This is a genomic window from Zobellia sp. 1_MG-2023 (assembly GCF_030549125.1).
In the GTDB taxonomy this organism is placed as follows: Bacteria; Bacteroidota; Bacteroidia; order Flavobacteriales; family Flavobacteriaceae; genus Zobellia; species Zobellia russellii.
Genome location: NZ_JAUOSY010000004.1, coordinates 455,315 through 478,425 on the forward strand (window position 1 = coordinate 455,315; position 23,111 = coordinate 478,425).

The 23,111-nt window shown below is 39.6% G+C and carries 15 protein-coding genes; 9 read left to right on the plus strand and 6 right to left on the minus strand.

Annotated elements, in window-relative coordinates:
* Positions 1-88 precede the first annotated feature (88 nt).
* Positions 89-4,186, minus strand: coding sequence for a hybrid sensor histidine kinase/response regulator transcription factor (locus Q4597_RS11355; RefSeq protein WP_303406306.1), 4,098 nt, complete (start codon positions 4,184-4,186; stop codon positions 89-91).
* A 218-nt stretch (positions 4,187-4,404) separates the two neighbouring features.
* Here Q4597_RS11355 and kduI point away from each other — a divergent pair, with 218 nt between their 5' ends.
* The 3 genes from kduI to Q4597_RS11370 are packed head-to-tail and all read left to right on the plus strand — an operon-like array spanning position 4,405 to position 7,242.
* A complete protein-coding gene (gene kduI / locus Q4597_RS11360; protein WP_303406307.1) occupies positions 4,405-5,244 on the plus strand; it encodes a 5-dehydro-4-deoxy-D-glucuronate isomerase in 840 nt (279 codons plus the stop codon).
* Between the two features lie 2 nt (positions 5,245-5,246).
* Positions 5,247-6,041 carry a gluconate 5-dehydrogenase gene (locus tag Q4597_RS11365; protein WP_303406308.1) on the plus strand — a complete coding sequence of 265 codons (795 nt, stop codon included), beginning with the start codon at positions 5,247-5,249 and terminating at the stop codon, positions 6,039-6,041.
* Positions 6,042-6,045: 4 nt separating this feature from the next.
* Positions 6,046-7,242 (plus strand): DUF4861 domain-containing protein, encoded by a 1,197-nt coding sequence (locus Q4597_RS11370; RefSeq protein ID WP_303406309.1) that lies wholly within the window; start codon positions 6,046-6,048, stop codon positions 7,240-7,242.
* 51 nt (positions 7,243-7,293) lie between these two features.
* On the opposite strand, the gene Q4597_RS11375 is transcribed toward Q4597_RS11370, so the two are convergent.
* The 5 genes from Q4597_RS11375 to Q4597_RS11395 form a co-directional block, all read right to left on the minus strand.
* The gene (locus Q4597_RS11375) at positions 7,294-7,677 is read right to left on the minus strand and encodes a DoxX family protein (protein WP_215914320.1); all 384 of its coding nucleotides are present in this window, start codon (positions 7,675-7,677) and stop codon (positions 7,294-7,296) included.
* 5 nt (positions 7,678-7,682) lie between these two features.
* The gene (locus Q4597_RS11380) at positions 7,683-8,333 is read right to left on the minus strand and encodes a peroxiredoxin-like family protein (protein WP_215914321.1); all 651 of its coding nucleotides are present in this window, start codon (positions 8,331-8,333) and stop codon (positions 7,683-7,685) included.
* Between the two features lie 88 nt (positions 8,334-8,421).
* Entirely contained in the window at positions 8,422-9,282 is an 861-nt protein-coding gene (locus Q4597_RS11385) for an AraC family transcriptional regulator (RefSeq protein WP_215914322.1), read from the minus strand.
* A gap of 92 nt (positions 9,283-9,374) precedes the next feature.
* On the minus strand, positions 9,375-9,947 hold the full coding sequence (locus Q4597_RS11390; protein ID WP_303406310.1) for a sugar O-acetyltransferase: 573 nt from the start codon (positions 9,945-9,947) through the stop codon (positions 9,375-9,377).
* Positions 9,948-10,006: 59 nt separating this feature from the next.
* Entirely contained in the window at positions 10,007-10,480 is a 474-nt protein-coding gene (locus tag Q4597_RS11395) for a nucleoside deaminase (RefSeq protein ID WP_303406364.1), read from the minus strand.
* A 315-nt stretch (positions 10,481-10,795) separates the two neighbouring features.
* Here Q4597_RS11395 and Q4597_RS11400 point away from each other — a divergent pair, with 315 nt between their 5' ends.
* The 6 genes from Q4597_RS11400 to Q4597_RS11425 all read left to right on the plus strand — a co-directional run bounded on the left by Q4597_RS11400 (position 10,796) and on the right by Q4597_RS11425 (position 23,018).
* Positions 10,796-13,552, plus strand: coding sequence for a LuxR C-terminal-related transcriptional regulator (locus tag Q4597_RS11400; RefSeq protein ID WP_303406311.1), 2,757 nt, complete (start codon positions 10,796-10,798; stop codon positions 13,550-13,552).
* 263 nt (positions 13,553-13,815) lie between these two features.
* Positions 13,816-16,854: a TonB-dependent receptor gene (locus Q4597_RS11405; RefSeq protein WP_303406312.1), complete on the plus strand. Its 3,039-nt coding sequence runs from the start codon at positions 13,816-13,818 to the stop codon at positions 16,852-16,854.
* Between the two features lie 10 nt (positions 16,855-16,864).
* The gene (locus tag Q4597_RS11410) at positions 16,865-18,403 is read left to right on the plus strand and encodes a RagB/SusD family nutrient uptake outer membrane protein (protein ID WP_303406313.1); all 1,539 of its coding nucleotides are present in this window, start codon (positions 16,865-16,867) and stop codon (positions 18,401-18,403) included.
* 25 nt (positions 18,404-18,428) lie between these two features.
* A complete protein-coding gene (locus tag Q4597_RS11415) occupies positions 18,429-20,222 on the plus strand; it encodes a LamG-like jellyroll fold domain-containing protein (protein WP_303406314.1) in 1,794 nt (597 codons plus the stop codon).
* Positions 20,223-20,263: 41 nt separating this feature from the next.
* A complete protein-coding gene (locus Q4597_RS11420) occupies positions 20,264-21,631 on the plus strand; it encodes a glucoamylase family protein (RefSeq protein ID WP_303406315.1) in 1,368 nt (455 codons plus the stop codon).
* Positions 21,624-23,018 carry a glucoamylase family protein gene (locus Q4597_RS11425; protein WP_303406316.1) on the plus strand — a complete coding sequence of 465 codons (1,395 nt, stop codon included), beginning with the start codon at positions 21,624-21,626 and terminating at the stop codon, positions 23,016-23,018. The genes Q4597_RS11420 and Q4597_RS11425 overlap by 8 nt, the downstream gene beginning before the upstream one ends.
* The last annotated feature ends 93 nt before the right edge of the window (positions 23,019-23,111 follow it).

The following is a 23,111-nucleotide window of genomic DNA, read 5'->3' on the forward strand; positions in this document are numbered from 1 at the left end:
TGAAAGCCTGTTTCCCAAGGCTAAACTACTGTTGATAATGTTTTTGGTAGGGGTAGGAATGGGTTAATAATAGGGGTTTTTACGTTCTTTAAATATTCTTGACTTCCAAATTGGCCTGTTTTTTAAAAGCGGATGGTGTCTTGCCATAGGCTTTTTTAAAGCATGATCTGAAATACTTAATATCATTAAAACCTACCTCATAAGCTACATCGTTAATATTCAATTCGGTTTCCAGTAGAAGTTGCCCGGCCCTTTTTAAGCGAACGCCCCTAATGAATTCTGAAATGGTATTGCCTGTTAGCGCTTTCAATTTCCTATACAGTACAGATTGACTCATATTAATGTTTTCACTTAGGAAGCTTGCGTTAAGTTCGGCACTTGCTATGTTCTTCTCTACAATATCCATTGCATTTTTAAGGAATACTTCGTCCGTAGAAACCAATTCTAGTTCGCTGGGTTCTAACACTAAGTCTGTCCTAAACTTTTTTACCAGTTTTTGACGTGTGGCTAAAAGGTTCTGTACTTGTAACTTCAATAAATCCGCTTCAAAAGGTTTGGTCACGTAGGCATCGGCACCTGTTTCAAAACCTATTTTTTGAATTTTGGAAGAGGTTCTTGCTGTAAGAAGGATAACCGGTATGTGACTGGTAAGCACATCGGATTTTAAGGTTTCGCACATTTCAATACCTCCCATTTCAGGCATCATTACATCGCTAATAATTAAATCTATGGATTTATTCTTTGCTAGATTAATTCCTGAAAATCCATTATTTGCCTCAAGTATATTAAACTCTTTATTGAATATACCTTTTACAAAAGCCCTCACCTCTATATTATCTTCAACAATCAATATGGTTTGTTTATTATCGTCACGTTTACTGTCGGTCTCATTGTCAATTTCGTCTTTTACCCAAGTAGATTTGAGGATGGAGGGGTCGTAATAATCCAGTAAATCGGTTTCATTGTTGTATTCATCATAACTTAGGAGCTCAGGGTTTATATGTTCTTTTCCCAATGGTAGACAAATAGTGAAGCAGGAACCTTTGCCCAACTCACTTTCTACCTGTATCTGTCCGTTATGGAGTTCTACAATATCCTTTGCCAAGGCAAGACCCACACCTGTTCCAGAACGTAAATCATTTTTCTGGCCCAGTTGATAATATCGGTCAAACACAAATTCAATATCCTTTTCATGGATACCTCTTCCGGTATCTTTGATCTTAATGTTAATTTCATTGGCCTCTGAGGAAATATCTATACTTATTTTACCATTAGGAGGGGTGAATTTGAACGCATTACTTAAAATGTTCAAGACCACTTTTTTCATCTCAATTCGGTCAAACCAAACTTCTAAGGGAGGCTCTGGAACATTAAGCTCAAATTGTATGGCCTTGTCCCTAGCCAAGTCGTTAAAAGAAGCCTTGGTTTCTTCAATAAATGGGATAACATCGTTTTTGGAAAAGGCTAATTTTAATTTCCCGTTTTCGGCCTTTCTAAAATCCAACAACTGATTTATAAGTTGCAGCAAAATACGTGCATTACGCTGCATACCCGTTAATTGGCGTTGCATTTGAGCATCACCTTTCTTCTCATCAATAAGCCGTTGTAATGGGGCCGTAATTAGGGTAAGTGGTGTTCTAAAATCATGGGAAATATTGGTGAAAAGTTGTAGTTTTAATTGGTTCAGTTCCTGAATCTGCGTTTTTTCTTGACGTTCCTTTCTCAGATCATGACGTTCCTTAATACGGATAAGCGTATACCTCCTAATCAATAAAAAAGTACTCACAAATAGAATGGCATAAATTAAGTATGCCCACCAAGTAAGCCAGAAAGGTGGACTTATGTGAATGTCCAAAGAGGTTATTTTACCGTTCCAAACGCCATCACTATTACTGGCTTTTACAAGAAAAGTATAATTGCCGGGGTCAAGATTGGTGTATGTAGCTTTGGTTTGATTGCCAATTAAATTCCATTTAGAGTCAAACCCCTCTAACATATAGGCATATTGGTTGTTCCTAGGCCTGGAATAATCCAATGCTATATAATCAATACTAATATCGTTTTCATTATAGGCCAGTTTAAACTTTGAAGAATTGTGGCCAACTTTATTTTCGGAGGTGTTGGCTATTCTCAAATTTTCAATGAGCACGGGGGGAATAAAGGAGTCCTGTTCTATTTTTCTAGGGTCAAATACCGTAAAGCCATTAATTCCGCCAAAAACCAATTCCCCTTTTTTGGTCTTTAGATACGCACCGTAATTAAACTCGTTGTTTACCAACCCGTCCGATTGTGAGTAATTTTTTATTTCATTGGTGGAAACGTTCAATCTGCTAAGACCTTTGTTGGTACTCAACCATATATGGCCTTGGTCATCAGGTAAAATGCCGTATACGACTTCATCTGGCAGCCCATTGTTGATTCCGTACCTAACGGATTGTTTAGAATCCGAGTTGAACGAATAGAGCCCGTCGCCTTCGGTACCTATCCAATACTGATGTTCGGACTGATGGTAAACACTAATAACCTTTCTAATGTTATAAGGTGTTTTGGTGTCTTCTTTAAATTGAATAGGGGTTATTTCTTTGGTATCTATAGCAATGGAACCAAGTCCTTTTTCGCCACCCACTAGAAGCACTTTCTCTTGTTTGCTTTGGGCTATTACTGTGATGAAGTTGCCTAAAATGCCGTCCGGGTCTCCAATTCTATAGCTTTTACCAGTCTTGGTGTCATAATAATTGAGTCCACGGTTGTCCGTTCCTACCCATAAATTATTGGTATTATCCTTAAGGAGGCAGGTAGTCCTATTATTGGAGAAATTAGAAAACGTATGTACTTTGTCCTCCCAATTTTCAAATGCTAAGTTTTTATTCTGAAACGAGGCAAAAGATAGTCCTTTGTCATGTGTGCCAACCCATAGATTATTATCTTGACCCTTAGCAATGCCTTTTATGTTGTTACTGGAGATAGAATTTTTGTTGGCGTTGTTGTGAACATAGTATGTAAATCTGTTGGTAGATCGGTCAAAATAATTGAGTCCACCACCTTCAGTTCCAATCCAAAGATTTCCAACTTTGGTCTCTACAATAGAACTCACCACTGGGTAATTTAACCCATTAGGCCCTATTTGGTAATTCTTGAAAACATTGGATTTCCGGTTTAAATAGTTAACCCCACCGGCCCATGTCCCGATCCAGATGTCTCCCCTGGAGTCTTTGGTTATTTTATAAATGGAGTTTTGGCTTACGCTTTTAGGGTTTTCAGGATTGTTTTCATAATGGGTTATTTCGTTGTTTTTACTGTTATAAATGTATAAACCATTGTATGAGCCTACCCAGAGGTTTTTTTTATCGTCCTCAAAAATAGTACGGACGGGGCTTGTAATTCGTTTTGTATTATTATCGCTTTTTAAATCTATAAACTCTAGGCTATCTTTATTAAGACGCGCAAGTCCACCATTATATCCTAACCAAACGGTTCCAGAGCTATCTTTAAAGAGTACGGTGTGATAGTTCTTTGTGGTTTCAGGATATTGACCTTCGGGATAGCTATAGGTTTGGATTTGGTTATTTTCTAGGTCATATAGTAGGATTGACTTTGAGGTAGCTACCCATAAGACATTATTCTCATCTCTCAAAAGCGCTAGCACCCTGTTTGAATTTAAGGCTTCCGGCGCATGTGACGTATTGAAACTGTTGGCCTCTAAACCTGTATGCATTTGTGTTAAACCATTATCAGAAGCTACCCATACCCCTTTATTTCCATCAGAAATAATATCAAATATTTCTCCTTTAAATGGTTTGTTTTCTTTGTTGGGAATTTGCACCCGGTCAAAGCTGTCGGTCTTTGGGTTGTAGGTGTTCAGTCCGTTTTTAGTGCCTACCCATAACGTACCGTCCCCATCTTTGTACAATACTTTGATCCAGCTATTGCTCAGGCTGTTTTCGTTGGTGGCATCGTAGTAGTAATTTTTGAACTCATGACCATCAAATCTATTCAGGCCATAACGTGTGCCAAACCATAAATAACCTTGCTGGTCCTGGGCAATGGCAACTACAGAACGTTGTGAAAGACCTTCTTCCGTAGTGTAATTCTTAAAATTAAGTTCTTCTTTGACCTTGTAGGTTGTTTGTGCTTGCAATTGCACGAGAAAGCAAAAGAGAACAAAAAGAACAAATTTAAACTTCATTATATAAGGTGTTATAAAAGGTAAAAGTTAGTGATTCTTTGGTGAATTCTCTAAGCTATAATTAATGTGCGTACCGCTTAACCCCCTGAATACGGAATATTGAACGATTGCCCCCCTTATTTTGGATTATTTGCCCCGTACGGTTGCATCGTTAACAAGTACTTTTATCCTGCTGAAAATAAAATTGAAACGAAACATAACCGAAACTGTTTTTAAACATGAAATTGAATTACGAAACACGATATGCTTCAAGTCCAGAAGCTGTAAAAGGGTATGATACTACCCAATTAAGAGATGAGTTCTTGATTGAAAATCTACTGGAACAGGGAAAAGTGAACATGACCTACTCCCATTACGACAGATATATTACCGGTGGGGCAGTTCCAGAAACCTCATTGCATCTTGAAGCGATAGACCCTTTGAAGTCCAGTTTTTTTTTAGAGCGAAGAGAAATAGGGATAATTAATGTAGGAGCTTCCGGATCCATAGAAGTAGATGGAACCTCTTATAAAATTGAGCATAAAGACGCATTATATATTGGGTCAGGTGCAAAGGAAGTTATTTTTAAGAGCAACAATGCAAATGAGCCTGCTCTGTTCTATTTTAATTCTGCTCCGGCACACGCTTCGTATCCTACCAAAAAAGTTAGTAGGGCAGAGGCTAATAAATTAGAGTTGGGTAGTTTGGAAACGGCCAATCATAGGACCGTGAATCAAATGATTATTGGAGGTATCGTTACTACGTGTCAGCTTCAAATGGGAATGACTGAATTAAAAACAGGAAGTGTTTGGAATACTATGCCTGCTCATGTTCATGACCGTCGTATGGAAGTTTATTTATATACAGATGTGCCTGAAAATCAATCCGTGTGCCATTTTATGGGACAACCTCAAGAAACCCGTCATATTTGGATGCAGAACCACCAAGCGGTAATCTCTCCACCATGGTCAATTCACTGTGGCTCGGGAACTTCTAACTATACTTTTATTTGGGGTATGGCAGGTGAGAACCTTGATTATAATGATATGGATGTAGCAAAAATTACAGAATTAAGATAGATATGAGTATTTCGTTATTTGATTTAAAAGGAAAAGTAGCCCTAGTAACGGGTAGTACACACGGATTGGGAATGGCTATGGCCAAAGGTTTAGGGAATGCCGGTGCCACGTTGATCGTAAATGGAAACTCGTCACAAGAAAAGATAGATGAGGCGCTTAAAATATATAAAAAAGAAGGTATTACCGCCCACGGCTATAAATTTGATGTAACTAATGAGCAGGCTGTAATAGAAGCGATTCAAAAAATACAAAAAGAAGTAGGTGAGATTGATATTCTTGTGAACAACGCGGGTATTATTAAAAGAACCCCTCTTGAAGATATGGAAGTGTCGGATTTTAAACAGGTGATAGATGTTGATCTGGTGAGTCCGTTTATTGTATCAAAACATGTAGTCAAAAGTATGATTGCACGTAAAGAGGGCAAGATTATTAATATCTGTTCCATGATGAGCGAACTGGGAAGAAATACCGTAGGGGCTTATGCAGCTGCCAAAGGAGGTTTAAAAATGCTTACCCAGAATATGGCTACGGAGTGGGCCAAACATAATATTCAGGTAAATGGAATTGGACCGGGGTATTTTGCGACGTCACAGACAGAACCTATTCGGGTTGACGGGCATCCGTTCAATGAATTTATTATCAATAGAACCCCAGCGGCCAAATGGGGAGATCCCAATGAGCTTCAAGGAGCGGCCATCTTCTTAAGCTCAGAGGCAAGTAATTTTGTAAACGGACATGTGCTATATGTTGATGGAGGAATTTTGGCCACTATAGGAAAACCATCCAACGAAAAATAAGCTTATGAAAAGAAAGGTATTAGTTGCCATTGGGGTTTATGGAGCATTAGTACATTTAGGTTGCGCGGACGCCGCCCAAGAAATCTATCAAGTTGAGATAGAGAATCCGTTAAATGAATCTCGTTCGTTTGAAACGGTGGAAATAGATTTACATGCCGTTCCTTTTAAACAAGGAATTTTGGCATCGGCAAAATCGTATGAACTTATTGATTCGTCCACAAAAGCGAAAATAACTTCGCAAGCTGTAGACAATGACGGAGATGGGCGTTTTGACCAGCTTTTGTTTCAACCTACTATGCAACCCAATGAGGTAAAGACTTTTGAGATTATTCCGTCTACAGAGGTTGTGGAAGAAGCGAATGAACCCGCTTGTTACTCACGGTTTGTTCCCGAGCGTACAGATGATTATGCTTGGGAAAACAATCGTGTAGCTTTTAGAACCTATGGCCCAACGGCCCAGAAATTAAAAGAAGACGGTGTTCCCGGAGGAACTCTGTCTAGCGGAATAGACGCCTGGTTAAAAAAGGTAGATTACCCAATTATCAACAAGTGGTATAAAAAAGAACTGGAAACCGATGGAACTTATCATAAAGATACAGGTGAAGGTTTGGATAATTTTCATGTTGGAGTGAGTAGGGGCGTGGGCGGTATTGCGATTAAAAAAGATAGTACGTACCATGTTTCAAAGAACTTTGTCAGTTATGAAAGAGTAACTACCGGGCCTATTAGAACAAGCTTTGTTTTAAAATATGGGGATTGGAATGCTGGGGAAGACATTGTTACGGAAGAAAAGCATATATCATTGGATTATGGTTCTAACCTCTCTCAATTTATCATTAAAATTGAAGGAACGGACAAGGTTTCTGCAGGTTTGACAATGCACGAAAATGATGGTAAGACCACTATAAACCAGTCCAAAGGTGTTGTAAGCTACTGGCAGCCACACGGAAAATCAGAATTGGGTACGGCTATTATTAGTAATTCAAAAGACTTAATAGCAGTTGAAGAATATCAAAATGGGAAGCCAGATGAAAATAACGTGTATGCCCAACTAAAGGTAAAAGACGGTACTGCGAAATACTATGCCGGGTTTGCTTGGAAAGAGAGCGGACAATTTTCAAATGCTAAGGAATGGGAAAGTTATTTGGAAGAATTTTCAAAGAAGCTTCAATCTCCACTACAGATAAGGTATTTAAAATAGAAAGGTATTGCCTTTTTCCAATTAGAGTAAACAATATTGGGGGTGAGTTATTTAGTGGACAGTAAATTGTTGTTTTAACCTGCCAAATACTTTTCTATCGTAAACCCAGGATACAACGGTAAAAATTAGCGCTAGAATGGCGAACATATATTCGCCATCACGTACCATTAGATGTGCAACTAGAGCCAATAATGCGTCAAAAATAAAACCTGCATAGGCAAGCTCTTTTAAGAAAAGGGATTTTCGCACAAGAATAACAATAGGAGCAATTATTTTTAGGGCCGCTAATGGATAGATTATCCATGTGGGAAACCCTAAGCTAATAAAGAAACTCTCAGCCCTTGGATAATTGAATAGATACATCATAGCTCCCATTATAAATAAAAGGCATAGTAAGATTGTTGATACCCAGTAAATGGTTTTGTCTTTTTTCATTTGAATTAAATTTCGTTGTTTTTAAGTTTCTTCAATAGTTCTGTGGGTTCTAAACGGGTCATATAATCTTCTTCAATGTGTACAAAAGCTATTTTTAAATTTTTATCAATTACATAAATGGCCGGTACAGGAAGTTCAAAGTTTTCATTTCCATGTATATTTTTAAAGTCCATGCCAAAACCAACGAAGTCTTTTTGAGCTTTTTCACTTATGGAAAATACGATGCCTACTTCTTTCATGAATACAGCATTCTTATCCGTAGCAAGCGGAAAAGTGATTTCATTTTTCGCGTGGGTCTGTGCCGCTAATTGCGGAACCTCTGCACTAATGGCCAAAATGTTCGCCCCGTAACTTTGAAATTCGGTTTTTAACCGTTCATACTCCCTAAGTTCCATATTACAATAAGGGCACCATCCCCCTCTATAAAAATTAAGTATCAAATAATCTGTAGAAAGAAGACTTGCTAGCTGAAAATCGTTACCTGTAATATCGGTGAGAAGGGCATTTGGTATATGGTCTCCTATCTGTAGGGCTTTTTCTCTTAGCTTGTTTTCGCGAAGTTGTTGAATATCGTTTTTAAAGTTTTCAATAATAGGCTGTGGCATCCTGTTCATTACATTTTGGCGTACCTTTTCCGTCTGTTCTAAAAGTGTCATTTAACTAGTTTTATAAGGACAAAATTAGACGGACACCTTTTGTTTTGAGTTATCTTTCCTTTTTTAATAATAGTCAATATCTAACCCTTTAAGTAATTTTAAATTTACTTGGAGTAGTGCCAGTATGCTTTTTAAAGAACCTAATAAAATTGGAGTGTTCTTTAAAGCCTAGCCTATAGGCAATTTCCTGAGAAGAGTATTTGTTTTCGGAAATAGTTCGTTTTATTTCTAGAAGTAGCCAATTGTTTATAAAGACTTTTGCAGTGTTTCCTGTTATTTCTTTACAAATATCATTTAAGTACTTATAGCTTACTTGCATCATATGCGCATACTCTTTAGCATTATGGTTTTCTTTATAATGCGTACAGATATGCTGTTTGAATTTGATGAAATCCTTAAATTTTTGACTCTCAAAAGTCTTGTGTTTGTAGATAGATAAACGTTTAATTTGAAGCAGAAGAAGCATAAATGCCGATTGTAAAAACTCGGATTTTAAGTTTAATTTTTCACTGTTAAGTTCTGTGGATAGAATTTCTATATAAGGCTGAATGATACTCAAATTTTCTTGGCCAATATGTACGCATGGTGAATGGTAAACGTGCAAGAAGTGAAATAGGTTTTTCTCACTCATGTTATGCATTATAAATGTCTCATCAAAAGAAACAACATAGCCTTCTACGGTGAGGTCTTTATTGAAAGAATGTACTTGTCCTTTTGTAATAGGAAGAATAATACCGGGAAATAATAGCTCTTCTTTAAAATCTGCTTTGTGCGTGCTTGTCCCTGCTGTTATTACAATTAAACAATGAAACTCTATTCTATGCGGAACGGAAAGGTCATACGAACTTCGCCCACATCTATCATAGAGTTCTTGTAGTGAAATCAGCTCAAAAGGAACGGGTTGATTTACAAATCTTGAGAAAACTATATTCTCTATTTCCTGTGGCATAACTAAATCGTATAGATTTACAGATGGGTCGTAGAATAGACCAAAACCTTTCTAATGGTCAGCTATAAAGAATGATAAAGAAATACTTTTGGTTAAAGGGCTTTAATTACTTTGCACGGGTTGCCATAAGCTAGCACATCATTAGGGATGTCTTTGGTTACAACACTTCCGGCACCTATGGTTACGTTGTTACCAATAGTTACCCCGGGAAAAATAATAGAATTGCCCCCAATCCATACATTATCACCAATTACAACGGGTTTGGCGTGAGTTAAATAACGGAACCTCTGTGCCTCTTCAATAACCCGGTCTGCGGCTTTAATGGGGTGAGTAGCGGTGTAGATTTGTACAAAAGGTGCAATTAACCCGTTTTCGCCAATAGAAATTGTATTGTTGTCAATAAACATGCAATTGGTATTGACAAAAGTGTTTTGGCCTATAGAAATATTACTTCCGTAGTCACAGAAAAAGGGAGCCTCTATCCATACGCCAGCAGCTTTTTTAGCAAGCAACTCGTTTAAAAGTCGCTCCCTCTCTTCTAACAGTTCTGAGTCCAAAGTGTTATAGGCTTGTAATAACTTACGGGCCCTATGATACATTTTAAGAAGTTCCGCGTCACGGGAATCATAAACTTCGCCATTGATCATCTTTTCTTTTTCGGTCATAGTCGTCTAGATTCAGTGGAAAGCTTCTTTAAATAGAATATAAATTTTAGGTGGCAACACTAGTACTTAGTTTTATCGTGTTTTTCTGCCCAGTTATTAAAAACTTGAACGGCATCATCTTGTAGCATTTGCTTAAAATAGATTTGTCTATCTCCCATTTCTTTATCTAGTTCGTCATAGATAAATTGGTCATCAAAATCTATTGCTTTGGCATCGGCCTTATCACAGCCGTAGTATACCGCTTTAGGTCTTGCCCAGTAAATAGCACCAAAACACATAGGGCAGGGCTCACAAGAGGTGTAAATTACACAATCCGTTAGTTGAAAACTATTCAATTTACTACATGCTTCCCTAATGACTACCATTTCTGCATGCGCGGTAGGGTCGTTCGTAGAGGTTACTTTATTGTGGCCTTCGGCAATGATTTCACCATCTTTTACCACTACCGCGCCAAATGGGCCACCAGCATTTGAGTTCATTCCTTTGGACGCCATTTCAATAGCCCTGCGCATAAAAACTATATGTTCTTTCATCATATTCATAAATTAAATAGGTGTTTGTGATACAGCTCCAGATACAACGGAGTGTATAAAGTGTGAAATACCCTGTATTTTCTCAATAAACAGCTTATATCTTCAAAGTACAATGGGCAAAATTACATAATTCTACCCGTTTTCAGGGCGTTTTCCTTCCTTCATCTGTATTGTGTGTTGTTGAACAATTCCCACTAAAGAGAGGCACTGATTATTTTGCCCGTACTTATAAGCTTCTTTAAACTGTTTATCTTTGCTTTTATAGTGCGAATATACTAGCGCTACTTCTGTTAACATGAAAAGAAATTAATGTAGATGAGAAACGGATACTATATATGCTTTTTGTTATTTCTATTACCATGGGTCTCAAGCACTCAAACCTTATTGCCGCCCATTTATAATTATAAAGTTTTTGAATACAATGCGGGAGCCCAAAATTGGGGGTTGACCGTAGATGAAAAAGGTCATGTTTTTTCAGCCAATGACAAGGGGCTGCTTTCTTTTAATGGTGAGGAGTGGATTTTGAACAAGTTACCCAATGCTACAATTGTACGATCGGTAGCTGCAGTAAAAGATAGGGTTTACACAGGCTCCTATGAGGAATTCGGGTATTGGCAAACTACCACAACGGGAGAGCTTGATTATACCTCGCTTACCCATTTAATTAAGGGCCATACGTTTACAAGTGAAGAATTTTGGCAGATTCTACCTGTTGATGAGGTTGTTTACTTTCGGTCGTTTTCGGCTCTTTACAAGTATGAAGAGGGGCGAATTACGGTAGTAGATCCTGATTTTGTGATTACGGGGCTGGCCGTTTATGATGGCAAGGTTTACGTAGCGGCCAAAAACATGGGACTGTATGTTTTGAATGGAGAAAAGTTGGAACCCATAGGAAATGATGACGTACTTAAAGACCAAACGGTAACGGATATGACGCCTTTTAAAGGTGGATTACTCATTGGCACACAATTAAACGGTGCCTTAATATACAAAAACGGGCAGTTTGTATCGTTGGATAAAGATATGAACAGCCTTTTAAAGAAATATCAGCTCAACAAGCTGATTGCTTTGGAGACGGGTGAAATTGCTTTTGGAACCATTAAAAACGGAATTTATCTTTTTGATTCCGCTTCAAGGTCCTATCGTAATTTGAATAGAAAAACAGGACTTCAAAATAATACGGTTTTATCCCTAGCTAAATTTAACAATCAATTTTGGGTAGGTCTGGAGAGTGGTATGGACCGCATTCAAGTTAACTCGGCTATAACATTTTATACGGATCATACAGGAGCCCTGGGTACAACTCATGATGTTGCAATACAGGATAACGCTATGTATTTGGGTAGCAATACGGGTATTTACTATTTTAAGGATAATGAACTTCAATTTTTTGAAGGTTCACAAGGCCATGTTTGGGACCTGGAAATAATTGCCAATGATATTTTGGCCGGCCATAATACGGGAACTTATAAAGTAGAGGGAGAGAAACTTACCAAAATATCCGATCGTGCCGGGGGTTATCAATTTGTAAAGGTTCCAGAAAAGAACAATGTTTTTTTGCAAGGTACATATACTGGGGTAACCAAGTATATAAAGGATTCTGGTAATGGCTGGAACGTGAGTACGGTTACAGGAATAGATTTTCCGGTAAAACAATTGTGTTTTGAAGACAATCATACCATTTGGGCCGCTCACCATTATAAGGGTCTCTTTCGTTTTAAACTGAATGGAGATTTAACCCAGGTTGAGGAGAAAATAGCTTTTGACACCACTGTATTACCCAATATTTACAACGTAAGGTTGTATCGTATTAAAAACCAAATTGTAATACAAAGTGAAGGCAATTGGTTTAAATACGACCCGCTAGTTGGGAAAATAGCGACTCTAGATGAGTTTGAACCTTTTACCAACAAATCGCTTATTTACTCAGATGGCGAGCACTTTTGGTTTCTAAAGGATGCTGATACCAAGGAACTTCTGTATACCGATTTACGGAATAACACCATAGCCATTAGTGAAACCCAATTGAACCAACGCTTAATGCCCGATATGGAGCGAGGGGTAAAACGTAATGACTCTATCTATCTGTTAACTTTGAGCGATGGTTTTGCAAAAATCAACATTGCCCAATTGCAACGGCAGTTAAATACCACTGCTATTCCCATACCTGAGCTTACTTATTTTAAGGATGATCAGGTGAGGTATGCGGTTAAAGATTCGGTTTTTAAGGTACCCTATACCAATGCGCATACTATAAAACTTCAGTTAGCTGTACCTAGTATGGTGCAGCCCAGATACTATTATGAACTAAATGGCCCTTTGGAGCAGAAGGAATACCGTACAGAAGGTACAGTGGAATTTCAAAACTTGCCTCATGGTGATTATAAGTTGAAGGTGCACTCCGTTACTATGGATAACAGAATGAGCAGTCCTAGAACTATTTCCTTTACCATAGCACCTCCTTGGTACCTCTCTAGATTAAGTATGATAGGGTATGCATTGATTTTAATTTTGATTGTTTTGGGCGTGCGATGGTACAACAGACAAAAATTAAAAAGAAAACATAAGATTTTAAAAATTCAACTGCAGCGGGAGCAGGAAGAACGTCTGGCACAATTGGAGAAAGAAAAACTGGAGAAAGAAATAAAACATAAACAAACGGAATTGGCCCGAACCACAATGAGCGTAGCCAAAAAGAACGAGCTTATTCTAGAGTTAAAGGATTTAATGGTCTTGAACAAGGATGCTTTCCCAAACAAACAACGTTACCGTTCACTTACCAAAAAACTGGATGGGTCTATTAACGAGAATGAAGATTGGAAGAATTTTGAAGTCAATTTCAAGGAACTTCACGATGACTTCTTTGATAATTTATTACAGCAGTTCCCAAAACTAACTCCTAAAGACCTTAAACTTTGCGCCTATCTAAAAATGAATTTATCCAGTAAGGAAATAGCACCTCTCATGGCTATTTCTATACGGGGCGTAGAAATACATAGGTACAGGCTACGAAAGAAATTGGGGATAGATAGCTCACAAAACCTATCCAATTTTCTGATCAAGTTCAAATAGGTGGTGTTATAACCATACAATTCTTACATATCTAATTTTCATTAGATTATACCACTACATCAACACTACATCACTATGTTAAAGTTTAATGTTCGCTTAACATTCGGACTACTGCAAATGGCGTGTATTATGGGGTTTACCCCCAGAAATAGGACTGATGTACTTTTTATGTACCCTTTCTCAAATAGGTGAGGAGGTCCTTTTGATAACTTGTGCCTGAATTTAACAGATTGATAAATTTATAACTCAACTTTTGTACAATTATGAAAATAAGAAACATTATTTTATCGATATGCTTCTTTCTCTTTCAACTGGTATTGTTTGCCCAAGATCAAATTACTGTTACGGGTATAATAAGCGATGCCAATGGAGAACCCCTGCCGGGAGCAAGTATCGTTTTAAAAGGTACCACAACAGGAACCCAAACCGATTTTGATGGAAACTACACGCTCAACGGTGTAGAAGAAGATGCAACATTAGTGGTAAGCTATATCGGTTTTACATCTCAAGAAATTGCCGTGAACGGGCAAGCAAGTATTAATGTTACCTTATCGGAAGATGCTCAAGCTTTAGATGAGGTAGTGGTTGTAGGGTATGGCGAAATGAAGTCAAAAGACCTTACGTCTGCCATTACCACAATTAAGGCAGAGGAGCTGGCCGCTACACCAACGGGTTCACCTATGCAGGCCTTACAAGGTAAAGTTGCCGGTCTACAAGTGGTGAGCAACGGAAGCCCCGGTCAAGGTCCAACAATTCGTGTGCGTGGTATCGGTTCGTACGATACAGGTGCTTCTGGTCCACTTTATGTGGTAGACGGAATGTTCTTTGATGATATCGACTTTTTAAATACATCGGATATTACTTCTATTTCGGTATTAAAAGATGCATCGGCCGCTGCTATTTACGGTGTACGCGCAGCTAACGGGGTAGTGCTTATAGAAACCAAATCTGGAGCATACAATAAGAAGGCCGAGATTACTTATGATGGGTATTCTGGGTTTCAAGTGGCACAGAACGTTTTGAAACTGGCCAACTCCGAGCAATTCGTAACCTTAGCACAAGAATCCGGTTCTGCACCTGACATTCAATTTATAGATAATGCTATGCAACGCTACGGCCGTAGCAGAATCAACCCAAATGTACCCAATGTAAATACAGATTGGTACGACGAAATTTTGAGACCGGCCCTGATTCAAAACCATAGTTTGGGAGTTACCGGCGGTAGTGATAATGCTACCTATGCCATTGGGGCCAACTATTTTGGGCAACAGGGTATCCTTAAAATGAAGAATGAGTATGAGCGCTTTAATCTTAGAAGTAAGATAGATTTTAAGGTAAACGATAATTTGACCGTTGGAGGAAATATGGTGATAAGTAACGCAACCCGTTACGATGCGGAAAACTCTGCTTTCCGATTGGCGTATTACGCGGTTCCTATTCTTCCGGTATATGATGAAAATCTGGCGGGTAACGAAAATGTATTCCCTACGAATTATGCAAATGCACAGGATTTGGGATATCGTGGCGGACAGAATCCGTTCCCGACCATGGATAATAGCGAACTACGGTCTAAAATCAGAAATGTGCTGGCCAATTTTTATGCCCAGGTACATATCATTCCTGAAAAATTGACTTTTAAGACAGCGTACAATCATAATTTTGAAACCATTGAGCGTAGAGAGGTGCGTTTGCCTTACTTTATAGGAAACGGTTTTCAACGGGAAAATGCAGAGCTTTTAAAGCGTAACGATACGTATTCAAATCAAATTTGGGACAACACCTTAACCTATAACGAATCTTTTGGCAAACACAATCTAACCGTTCTGGGAGGTTCTTCCTTCAGGGATGAATCTTTTGAGCGCTTGGAGGCTAAAGGGTTAAACTTTCCACTGTCAGGAGAAGAGGCTTATTATTTAGATCAAGCACAGACAATAGTACAAGATGATGTTAAGGATGACGGCCGCCGTGAGTATGGTCTATCGTTCTTTGGTAGAGTTTCCTATAACTATGATAACAGATACCTGTTGTACGGTACCTACCGTGCAGATGGCACCAACAAGTACCAAGAAAAATGGGGGTATTTTCCAACTATTGGTGCAGGATGGGTGTTGTCCGAAGAGGACTTCATGCAAAACAATGGCGTTTTCGATTTTCTTAAATTCCGTGGTAGCTGGGGTAAGCTAGGTAATGATAAAGTACCTGGTAGTGAGGGTGCTATTACTTCTACGGTAGTAACTACGGCCTTTGGTGATACTATGGTGAACGGGGTAAATACTACAAGTAATTTTACGGCTCTTAAATGGGAAGTTACGGAAGAAACGAATGTGGGTATATCTGCGCGTTCTCTAAATAATAGGCTTTCGCTGGAAGCGGACTATTATGTAAGGGATACCAAGGATGCCGTAATTCCTATTGAAGTGCCTTTGATTCCTGATGCAACCCGGCAGAATGTGGGTAAAATAAGAAACCAAGGTCTTGAGGTAGCCTTAAACTGGAACGATCAAGTTTCGGATGATTTCAGTTACTCTATTGGGGCCAATTTTTCCTCCTTAAAAAATGAAGTGCTGGATACGGACCGTCAATTGAATATTGATACCGGTTCTGCAGAGTTCAGACAACGTACCCGAGTGGGAGACCCTGTCTTTTCTTTCTTTGGTCTTGAGGTTGATGGTGTATATCAGAATGATGCAGAAATAGCTGCAAATCCTGCTGCTCAGGTAGAAATTGCCAATGGTAGGACCATTGTACCCGGAGATTTGAAATTTAAAGATCAAGATGGGGTAGAGGGTATTACTGCAGATGACCGCGTTATGTTGGGCAACTATTTGCCAACCTATTCCTATGGTTTTAATGTGGGTTTTAACTATAAAGGCTGGGATTTCTCTGCTGCGGCATTAGGTCAAGGTGGAAACAAAATTCTAAACCGTAAGCGGGGCGAGGTCATTTTTACAAATGATACCAACTGGGACCGTGATTTTGCCTTGAACAGATGGCATGGTGAGGGTACTTCCAATAGTTATCCTTCTTCCGCAGGTATTAGAAAAGGTTGGAATCAACAGTTAAGTGATTTCTTTATCGAAAATGGCGACTTCTTTAGAATTCAGAACATCACTTTAGGCTATACCATTAATAAGGATGGGGCTATAAAAGGACTGCCACGAACTCGTATTTACGTAACGGCAGAGAAACCTTTGTCGGTATTCAACTACAACGGGTTTAACCCGGAAGTGCCTAATGGCGTAGATAATGATACATACCCAATACCTGCTATCTATACGGTAGGAGTAAATATTAAAATATAAAAATAGCACTATGAAACTATTACAAAAAATCTCAAAACCTTCCCTAGTGTTGCTTTTGGTTCTGGCCGTTTGGGGATGTACAGATAAATTGGACGAACCTGAACTGAACAATAATTTTGCTGGAGGAACGGACTTTACGGATGCATCGGGGATGCTGTTGTCTACCGTTGGGGCATATGAGGCCTATTATTCCAGGGGATGGGAACAACCCCTGATTATTTCCGTACGTGGAGACGATGTTAATTCCGGTGGTCTTGGCGATCAGCCCGAGTTTACGGAAATGGACAAGTTTAATTACAGCAAGGACCATTGGATGGTAAACTCGCTTTGGGAAAACATTTATGCAGATGTTATTTCGGCACATACCGCTATGGAGCAGATTGCCAGATACCAAGAATTTGGAACAGATGCTGAAATTGCATTGGGCAACCAGTATGTAGCAGAAATTCAGGTATTACGCGGAATGATGTTATTTCAGATTTCACAGGTATATGGAGAAATATTTATTCCTGAATCTTCGGATACGGAGCTACTTTTAGAAGTAGAGACTTTACCTACCAAGGCAGAAGTTATGCAACACGTTTCTGATCAGATGGATTTGGCTATTCCGGTTTTACCGGATATGCGGCCCAATGAAAGAACTGATCTTAAAGGCGGTGTTACCAAGTATACAGCTTTGGCTATTAAAGCTTTGGCCAATCAAGAATTAGAGAATTATCAGGTTGTTGCAGATGCTGCCGGGCAGATTATAGCATCGGGAAAATTCAGCCTTTATCCGGATTTTTATGAACTTTTTAAAGCGCCTGGAAAATTGAGTGACGAGAGCATTCTTGATTTACAGTACTCGGACTTTAATCAAGGCGAGGGCGACCGTTTTGCACATTTATACGCTCCCTATGGTCCACAAAATTGGACTCCGGCAGTAGAAGGTTCCAACAGCGGGTGGGGATTCTTTGAGCCTAGCTTTAAATTTATCAAGTTCATGTTAGACCGTGGTGAAACCGTACGTTTGGAAACGAGTGTACTTTTTACGGAACGAGGTATAGCCGAACTACAGACTGACCCGGCGTATGCTGATTTGCCCGCCTTTATGAACAAAGTTACTAGAGACGGTGATGTTATAAATGATTTTGCCCGAGGTTATTTTTCAAGTGGAAAGCACTACCTGCCTTCTAATCAATTGATTGAAGGACGAACCGATTATGGAAGTAACAAGAATAACAACGTCATCCGTTATGCCGAAATCTTATTGATGTATGCCGAAGCACTTACACATGGGGCCACAGGTTCTGTTATGTCTGCTGATCAAGCGGTAAACTTGGTTCGGGATAGAGCCGGATTGCCCGCTTTGTCCGGTGTTACCTTGGATCAAGTTGTTGATGAGAAGTTTGCCGAGTTGGCTATGGAATGGGGCAAGCGCTACTATGATATGATTCGCCTGAAAAGGTATGATGAGCTTACGTACGATGGCCGCACGTTTACAGAGGAGAAAACTTTTCTTCCTTACCCGCAGCCACAGGTAGACCAGTTTCCTGTATTGGACAATTAATCTAATCAACTAACAAAACAGAAAGATGAAAAATGTAAAATATATACTATCGTGTTTGATGCTCACTGCACTTTTTTATAGCTGTGATCAAGGTATAGACGCGTTAACCGAGGTTGATCCGGGTGCAGACGCTTCTGCTCCGGTCATAACCATTACTTCGCCCGCAGAAGGTCTTGCGGTAAAAGTAAACGAGGAACTGGCCACGATTACGGTAAAATTTCAGGCTCAAGATGATATTGAGTTGGGGTCGGTAGAAGTACTGCTTGACGGTAATAGAATAGGCAATTACAATAGTTTTAAAGACTACCGTAAGTTGATCGTAAATGATTTAGTGTACGACCAACTTGAAGATGGAACGCATCAGCTTACGGTTATTGCCAAAGATTTGGATGGTAAGTCCACTAGTGAGGTAGTTAACTTCACTAAGGAACCGGCCTACATTAGAAAATACCCCGGTGAAATTCTATATATGCCTTTTGAAGGTGGATATGTAGACCTGTTAAGTTTTGAAGAGGCACAACAAATAGGTTCGCCCTCCATTAGCGAAGAGAGTCTAGCGGGAGATGGCGCTTATGCAGGAGCCGAAGGGGCCTATTTGACCCTAGATCCAGAACGATTTAAGAATACGGAATTGAGTGCTATTTTCTGGGTAAAATTAAATGCGGTTCCGGACCGTGCAGGTATTTTGGCTATGAGTCCACCTTTAAATGATGGTAGAGGAAATGTGTTGACCAGTGGTTTTCGCTTTTTTAGGGAAAATGCCAATGGCAAACAACGCTATAAGTTAAATGTTGGTTTGGGAGATGGAAACTCTTGGTTTGATGGTGGAGAAGCTGCAGAAGTAGATCCAGCGTCAGAAGAATGGGTGAACCTTGCCTTTACCATTTCGGGTTCGGAAGCGGTAGTTTATATAGACGGACAAATTGTTTCTCAAGGACCTTTAACGGGTATTGATTGGACGGATGTAAATATACTTTCCATAATGTCCGGAGAGCCTAACTTCTCAGGTTGGAATCATAAGTCGGATTTAAGTCTAATGGATGAGTTGCGCATATTTGATCGTGCTATTACCCAAGATGAAGTAAAACAGATTATTCAAGATGACTCGGGTATTGTGGTGTCTAATTATCCGCCTAATTTTCCAGGAGAGATGTTCTATATGCCTTTTGAAGGTTCATATACAAATCTGTTTACGGATATAGAGGCCGATGTGGTTGGAACACCCTCTATTTCCGAAGAAAGTGCAGCTGGTGAAGGTGCTTACGCTGGAGCAGCGGATTCATATATTACAGTTCCCTCCAATGGTCTTACTTCAGATGAATTTAGTGCCTCACTTTGGTATAAAGTAAATGCCGAGCCGGGTAGAGGAGGTATTTTGGTAATGGCTCCAGAAGACACGGAAAAGGAAGGTTATCCAGAGGTGCAAAATTTAAGGACCAGTGGTTTCCGTTTCTTTAGAGAAGGTGATGCTACAAGGCAGGTGTTTAAATTGAATGTTGGCAACGGCGAAGCTGATACTTGGTTAGATGGAGGCGATTTAGCTGCTATAGATCCCACATCTGCAGATTGGGTACACTTGGCATTTTCCATTTCAGGTTCAAATGCGGTTCTATACATTAATGGTGAAATAGTTTCGGAAAACGTGATAAGTGGTGGAATAGATTGGTCCGGATGTGATTTGCTATCCATAGGTTCTGGTGCACCAAGATTTACGGAATGGGGCCACTTGGCAGACGAAAGCCTGATTGATGAGCTCCGTTTATTTGACAAGGCCCTTACAAAAGAAGAAATACAGGAAATTATGAACTCGGGAATGTAAAGAAACCCAGCAGAAGTTCAATAATCACTTTATAAAAATATATGAAATTAGTTACAATTGCCTTGGTAACAGGCACGCTTTTGGTGGGTTGTGGTGGCAACCCTTCTAAAACGGATAATAAAAACAGCAAAACCGAATCTAAGGTTGAACAAGAACTAACGGATGACCAATTATTGGATTCCGTTCAGAAACAAACGTTCAATTACTTTTGGGAAGGAGCGGAACCTAAATCTGGTTTAGCCAGAGAACGTATTCACCTTGATAATGTATATCCCGCGCATGATAAGGATATAATTACTACCGGAGGTTCAGGTTTTGGTTTAATGGCCATTTTGGTAGGTGTGGAGCGTGGTTTTATTACGCGTGAAGAGGCTCTGGAGCGATATGAAAAAAGTATTGGTTTCCTTGAAAAAGCAGACCGGTTCCATGGGGCTTGGCCTCACTGGCTTATGCCCGATGGTAAGATGACACCGTTCAGTAAAATGGATAATGGTGGCGACTTGGTGGAAACCGCTTTTCTGGTTCAAGGTTTATTAACCGTTAAGGAATACTTTGAAGAAGGCAATGCCCGCGAAAAAGAATTGGCGGCCAGAATTCAAAAACTTTGGGAAGAAGTAGAATGGGACTGGTATACCAAAGGAGAAAATGTACTTTATTGGCATTGGTCTCCAGAATACAAATGGGAGATGAACTTTCCCGTGGGCGGATATAATGAAGCTCTGGTCATGTATATCTTGGCGGCTTCTTCACCTACACATGCTATTAATAAAGAAGTATATGAGCAAGGTTGGGCAAAAAGTGGAGGAATTAAAAATGACACAACTTTTTACGGCCTTCGTACTGTGCTTAATCATTATGAGCATGATAGGTCTCCAGTAGGTCCCATGTTTTGGGCACACTATTCCTATTTAGGTTTGAACCCAAAGGGATTAACGGATCAATATGCGGATTATTGGAAACTAAACGAAAACCATGCATTAATTCAGTATCGTCATGCGGTTGAAAATCCACATGATTATAAAGGATACGGAAAGAACCTTTGGGGATTGACCTCAAGTTATTCCATGAAAGGCTATGCAGGCCACAGACCTGATAAGGATTTGGGTGTTATTTCTCCAACAGCTGCCCTTTCTTCAATGCCTTACACACCGGAACAGAGTCAGAACTTCTTGAGATATATGTATACGGAACAAGACTCCCTGATTGGTAAATACGGTCCTTATGATGCCTTTAGTTTAGAGGATAAATGGTATGTGCCAAGATATTTGGCTATAGACCAAGGACCTATTCCAGTAATGATAGAAAACTACAGAAGCGGACTTTTTTGGAAGCTTTTTATGAAGAATATTGATGTTCAAAGCGGATTGAAAAAATTAGGTTTTAGTTCGGAAAATATTCCAAATGAGTAAATTGTTCGTTTCAATTTTGGTGTCGTTACTATTCGTTTCATGTGCTTCGGATGATGGAGGTGGTGGTGCAATCGGCATTTCTGAACTTCCGGAAACACCTGTTGAGGACGAACAGGAAGTAGGGGAGGAAGAAGTGAAGCTGACGGATGAGGAGCTTCTCGACTTGACCCAAAAAGAAACTTTTAAATATTTCTGGGATTTTGCCCAAACGGAATCTGGTGCTGCGCGTGAAAGGTATCATCCCCAAGAACCATCTAATGACGTCAATACAGTAACCGTTGGAGGCACCGGTTTTGGACTTATGGGGATTTTGGTCGCTATGGAAAGAGGTTTCGTGTCCCGTAGCGAAGGTGTTGAAAGACTGTCTAAGATTATTTCTTTTTTGGAAAATGCCGACAGGTTTCATGGCGCATGGCCCCATTGGTTAGATGGGCGTAACGGGAAAACGCTTCCCTTTAGTGAAAAGGATAATGGGGCCGATTTGGTTGAAACTTCTTTTTTGGCGCAGGGGCTTATCTGCGTAAAAGAATACTTAAAGGAGGGTAGTTCCAAAGAAAAGGCAGTGGCCGAAAAAGCAGATGCACTTTGGAAAGATGTTGAATGGGACTGGTTCACGCAAAATAAAAATACGTTGTATTGGCATTGGAGTCCTGATTTTGGTTTTGACATCAATTTAGAATTAAAGGGATATAATGAAGTATTGATAACCTATGTCATGGCAGCGGCTTCCCCTGATTTTTCTATCACCAAAGATACATATGAAAATGGTTGGGCGTCCATTGGTGCTATAGCCAATGGCGCTTCGGCTTATGAAATTCCGCTTATTGTTAACCATGCAGGTAGTTCCCAAAAAGGCGGGCCATTGTTCTGGGCACACTACTCCTATATTGGGCTAGACCCAAGTAACTTGGCCGATGCCTTTGTGAATTATGGTGATGCTACGGTTAACCATGCAAAAATCAATTACGCCTACTGCGTGGATAACCCTAAAGGTTATAAAGATTATGGCGAAGATTGTTGGGGGCTTACCGCCAGTTACAGTAGGAATTCGGATGGAAGTTTGGGCTATAATGCCCATAGTCCGTCCAATGATACGGGAATAGTTTCGCCTACGGCGGCTTTAAGCTCTATGCCATACACACCAGAGGAATCCATGAAGGCACTACGGTATTTTTATAGCAAAAAAGACCAGCTTTTAGGGCCTGCCGGTTTTTATGATGCTTTTAGTCCGCAAAATGATTTTTGGGTAGCCGACGCGTATTTGGCCATTGACCAAGGTCCCATTTTAGTAATGATTGAGAACTATAGGTCGGGATTGTTATGGCAACTCTTTATGCAAAACGAAGATGTGCAGCGCGGACTCAATAATTTAGGTTTTACCTATTAGGAATTCACTTTAAGAATTAACGAATACCATGTGGGGAATCGGTGTAAACTGATTTGCCAAAGGGATGATTTTGCCAAAATTTAATTCGATATA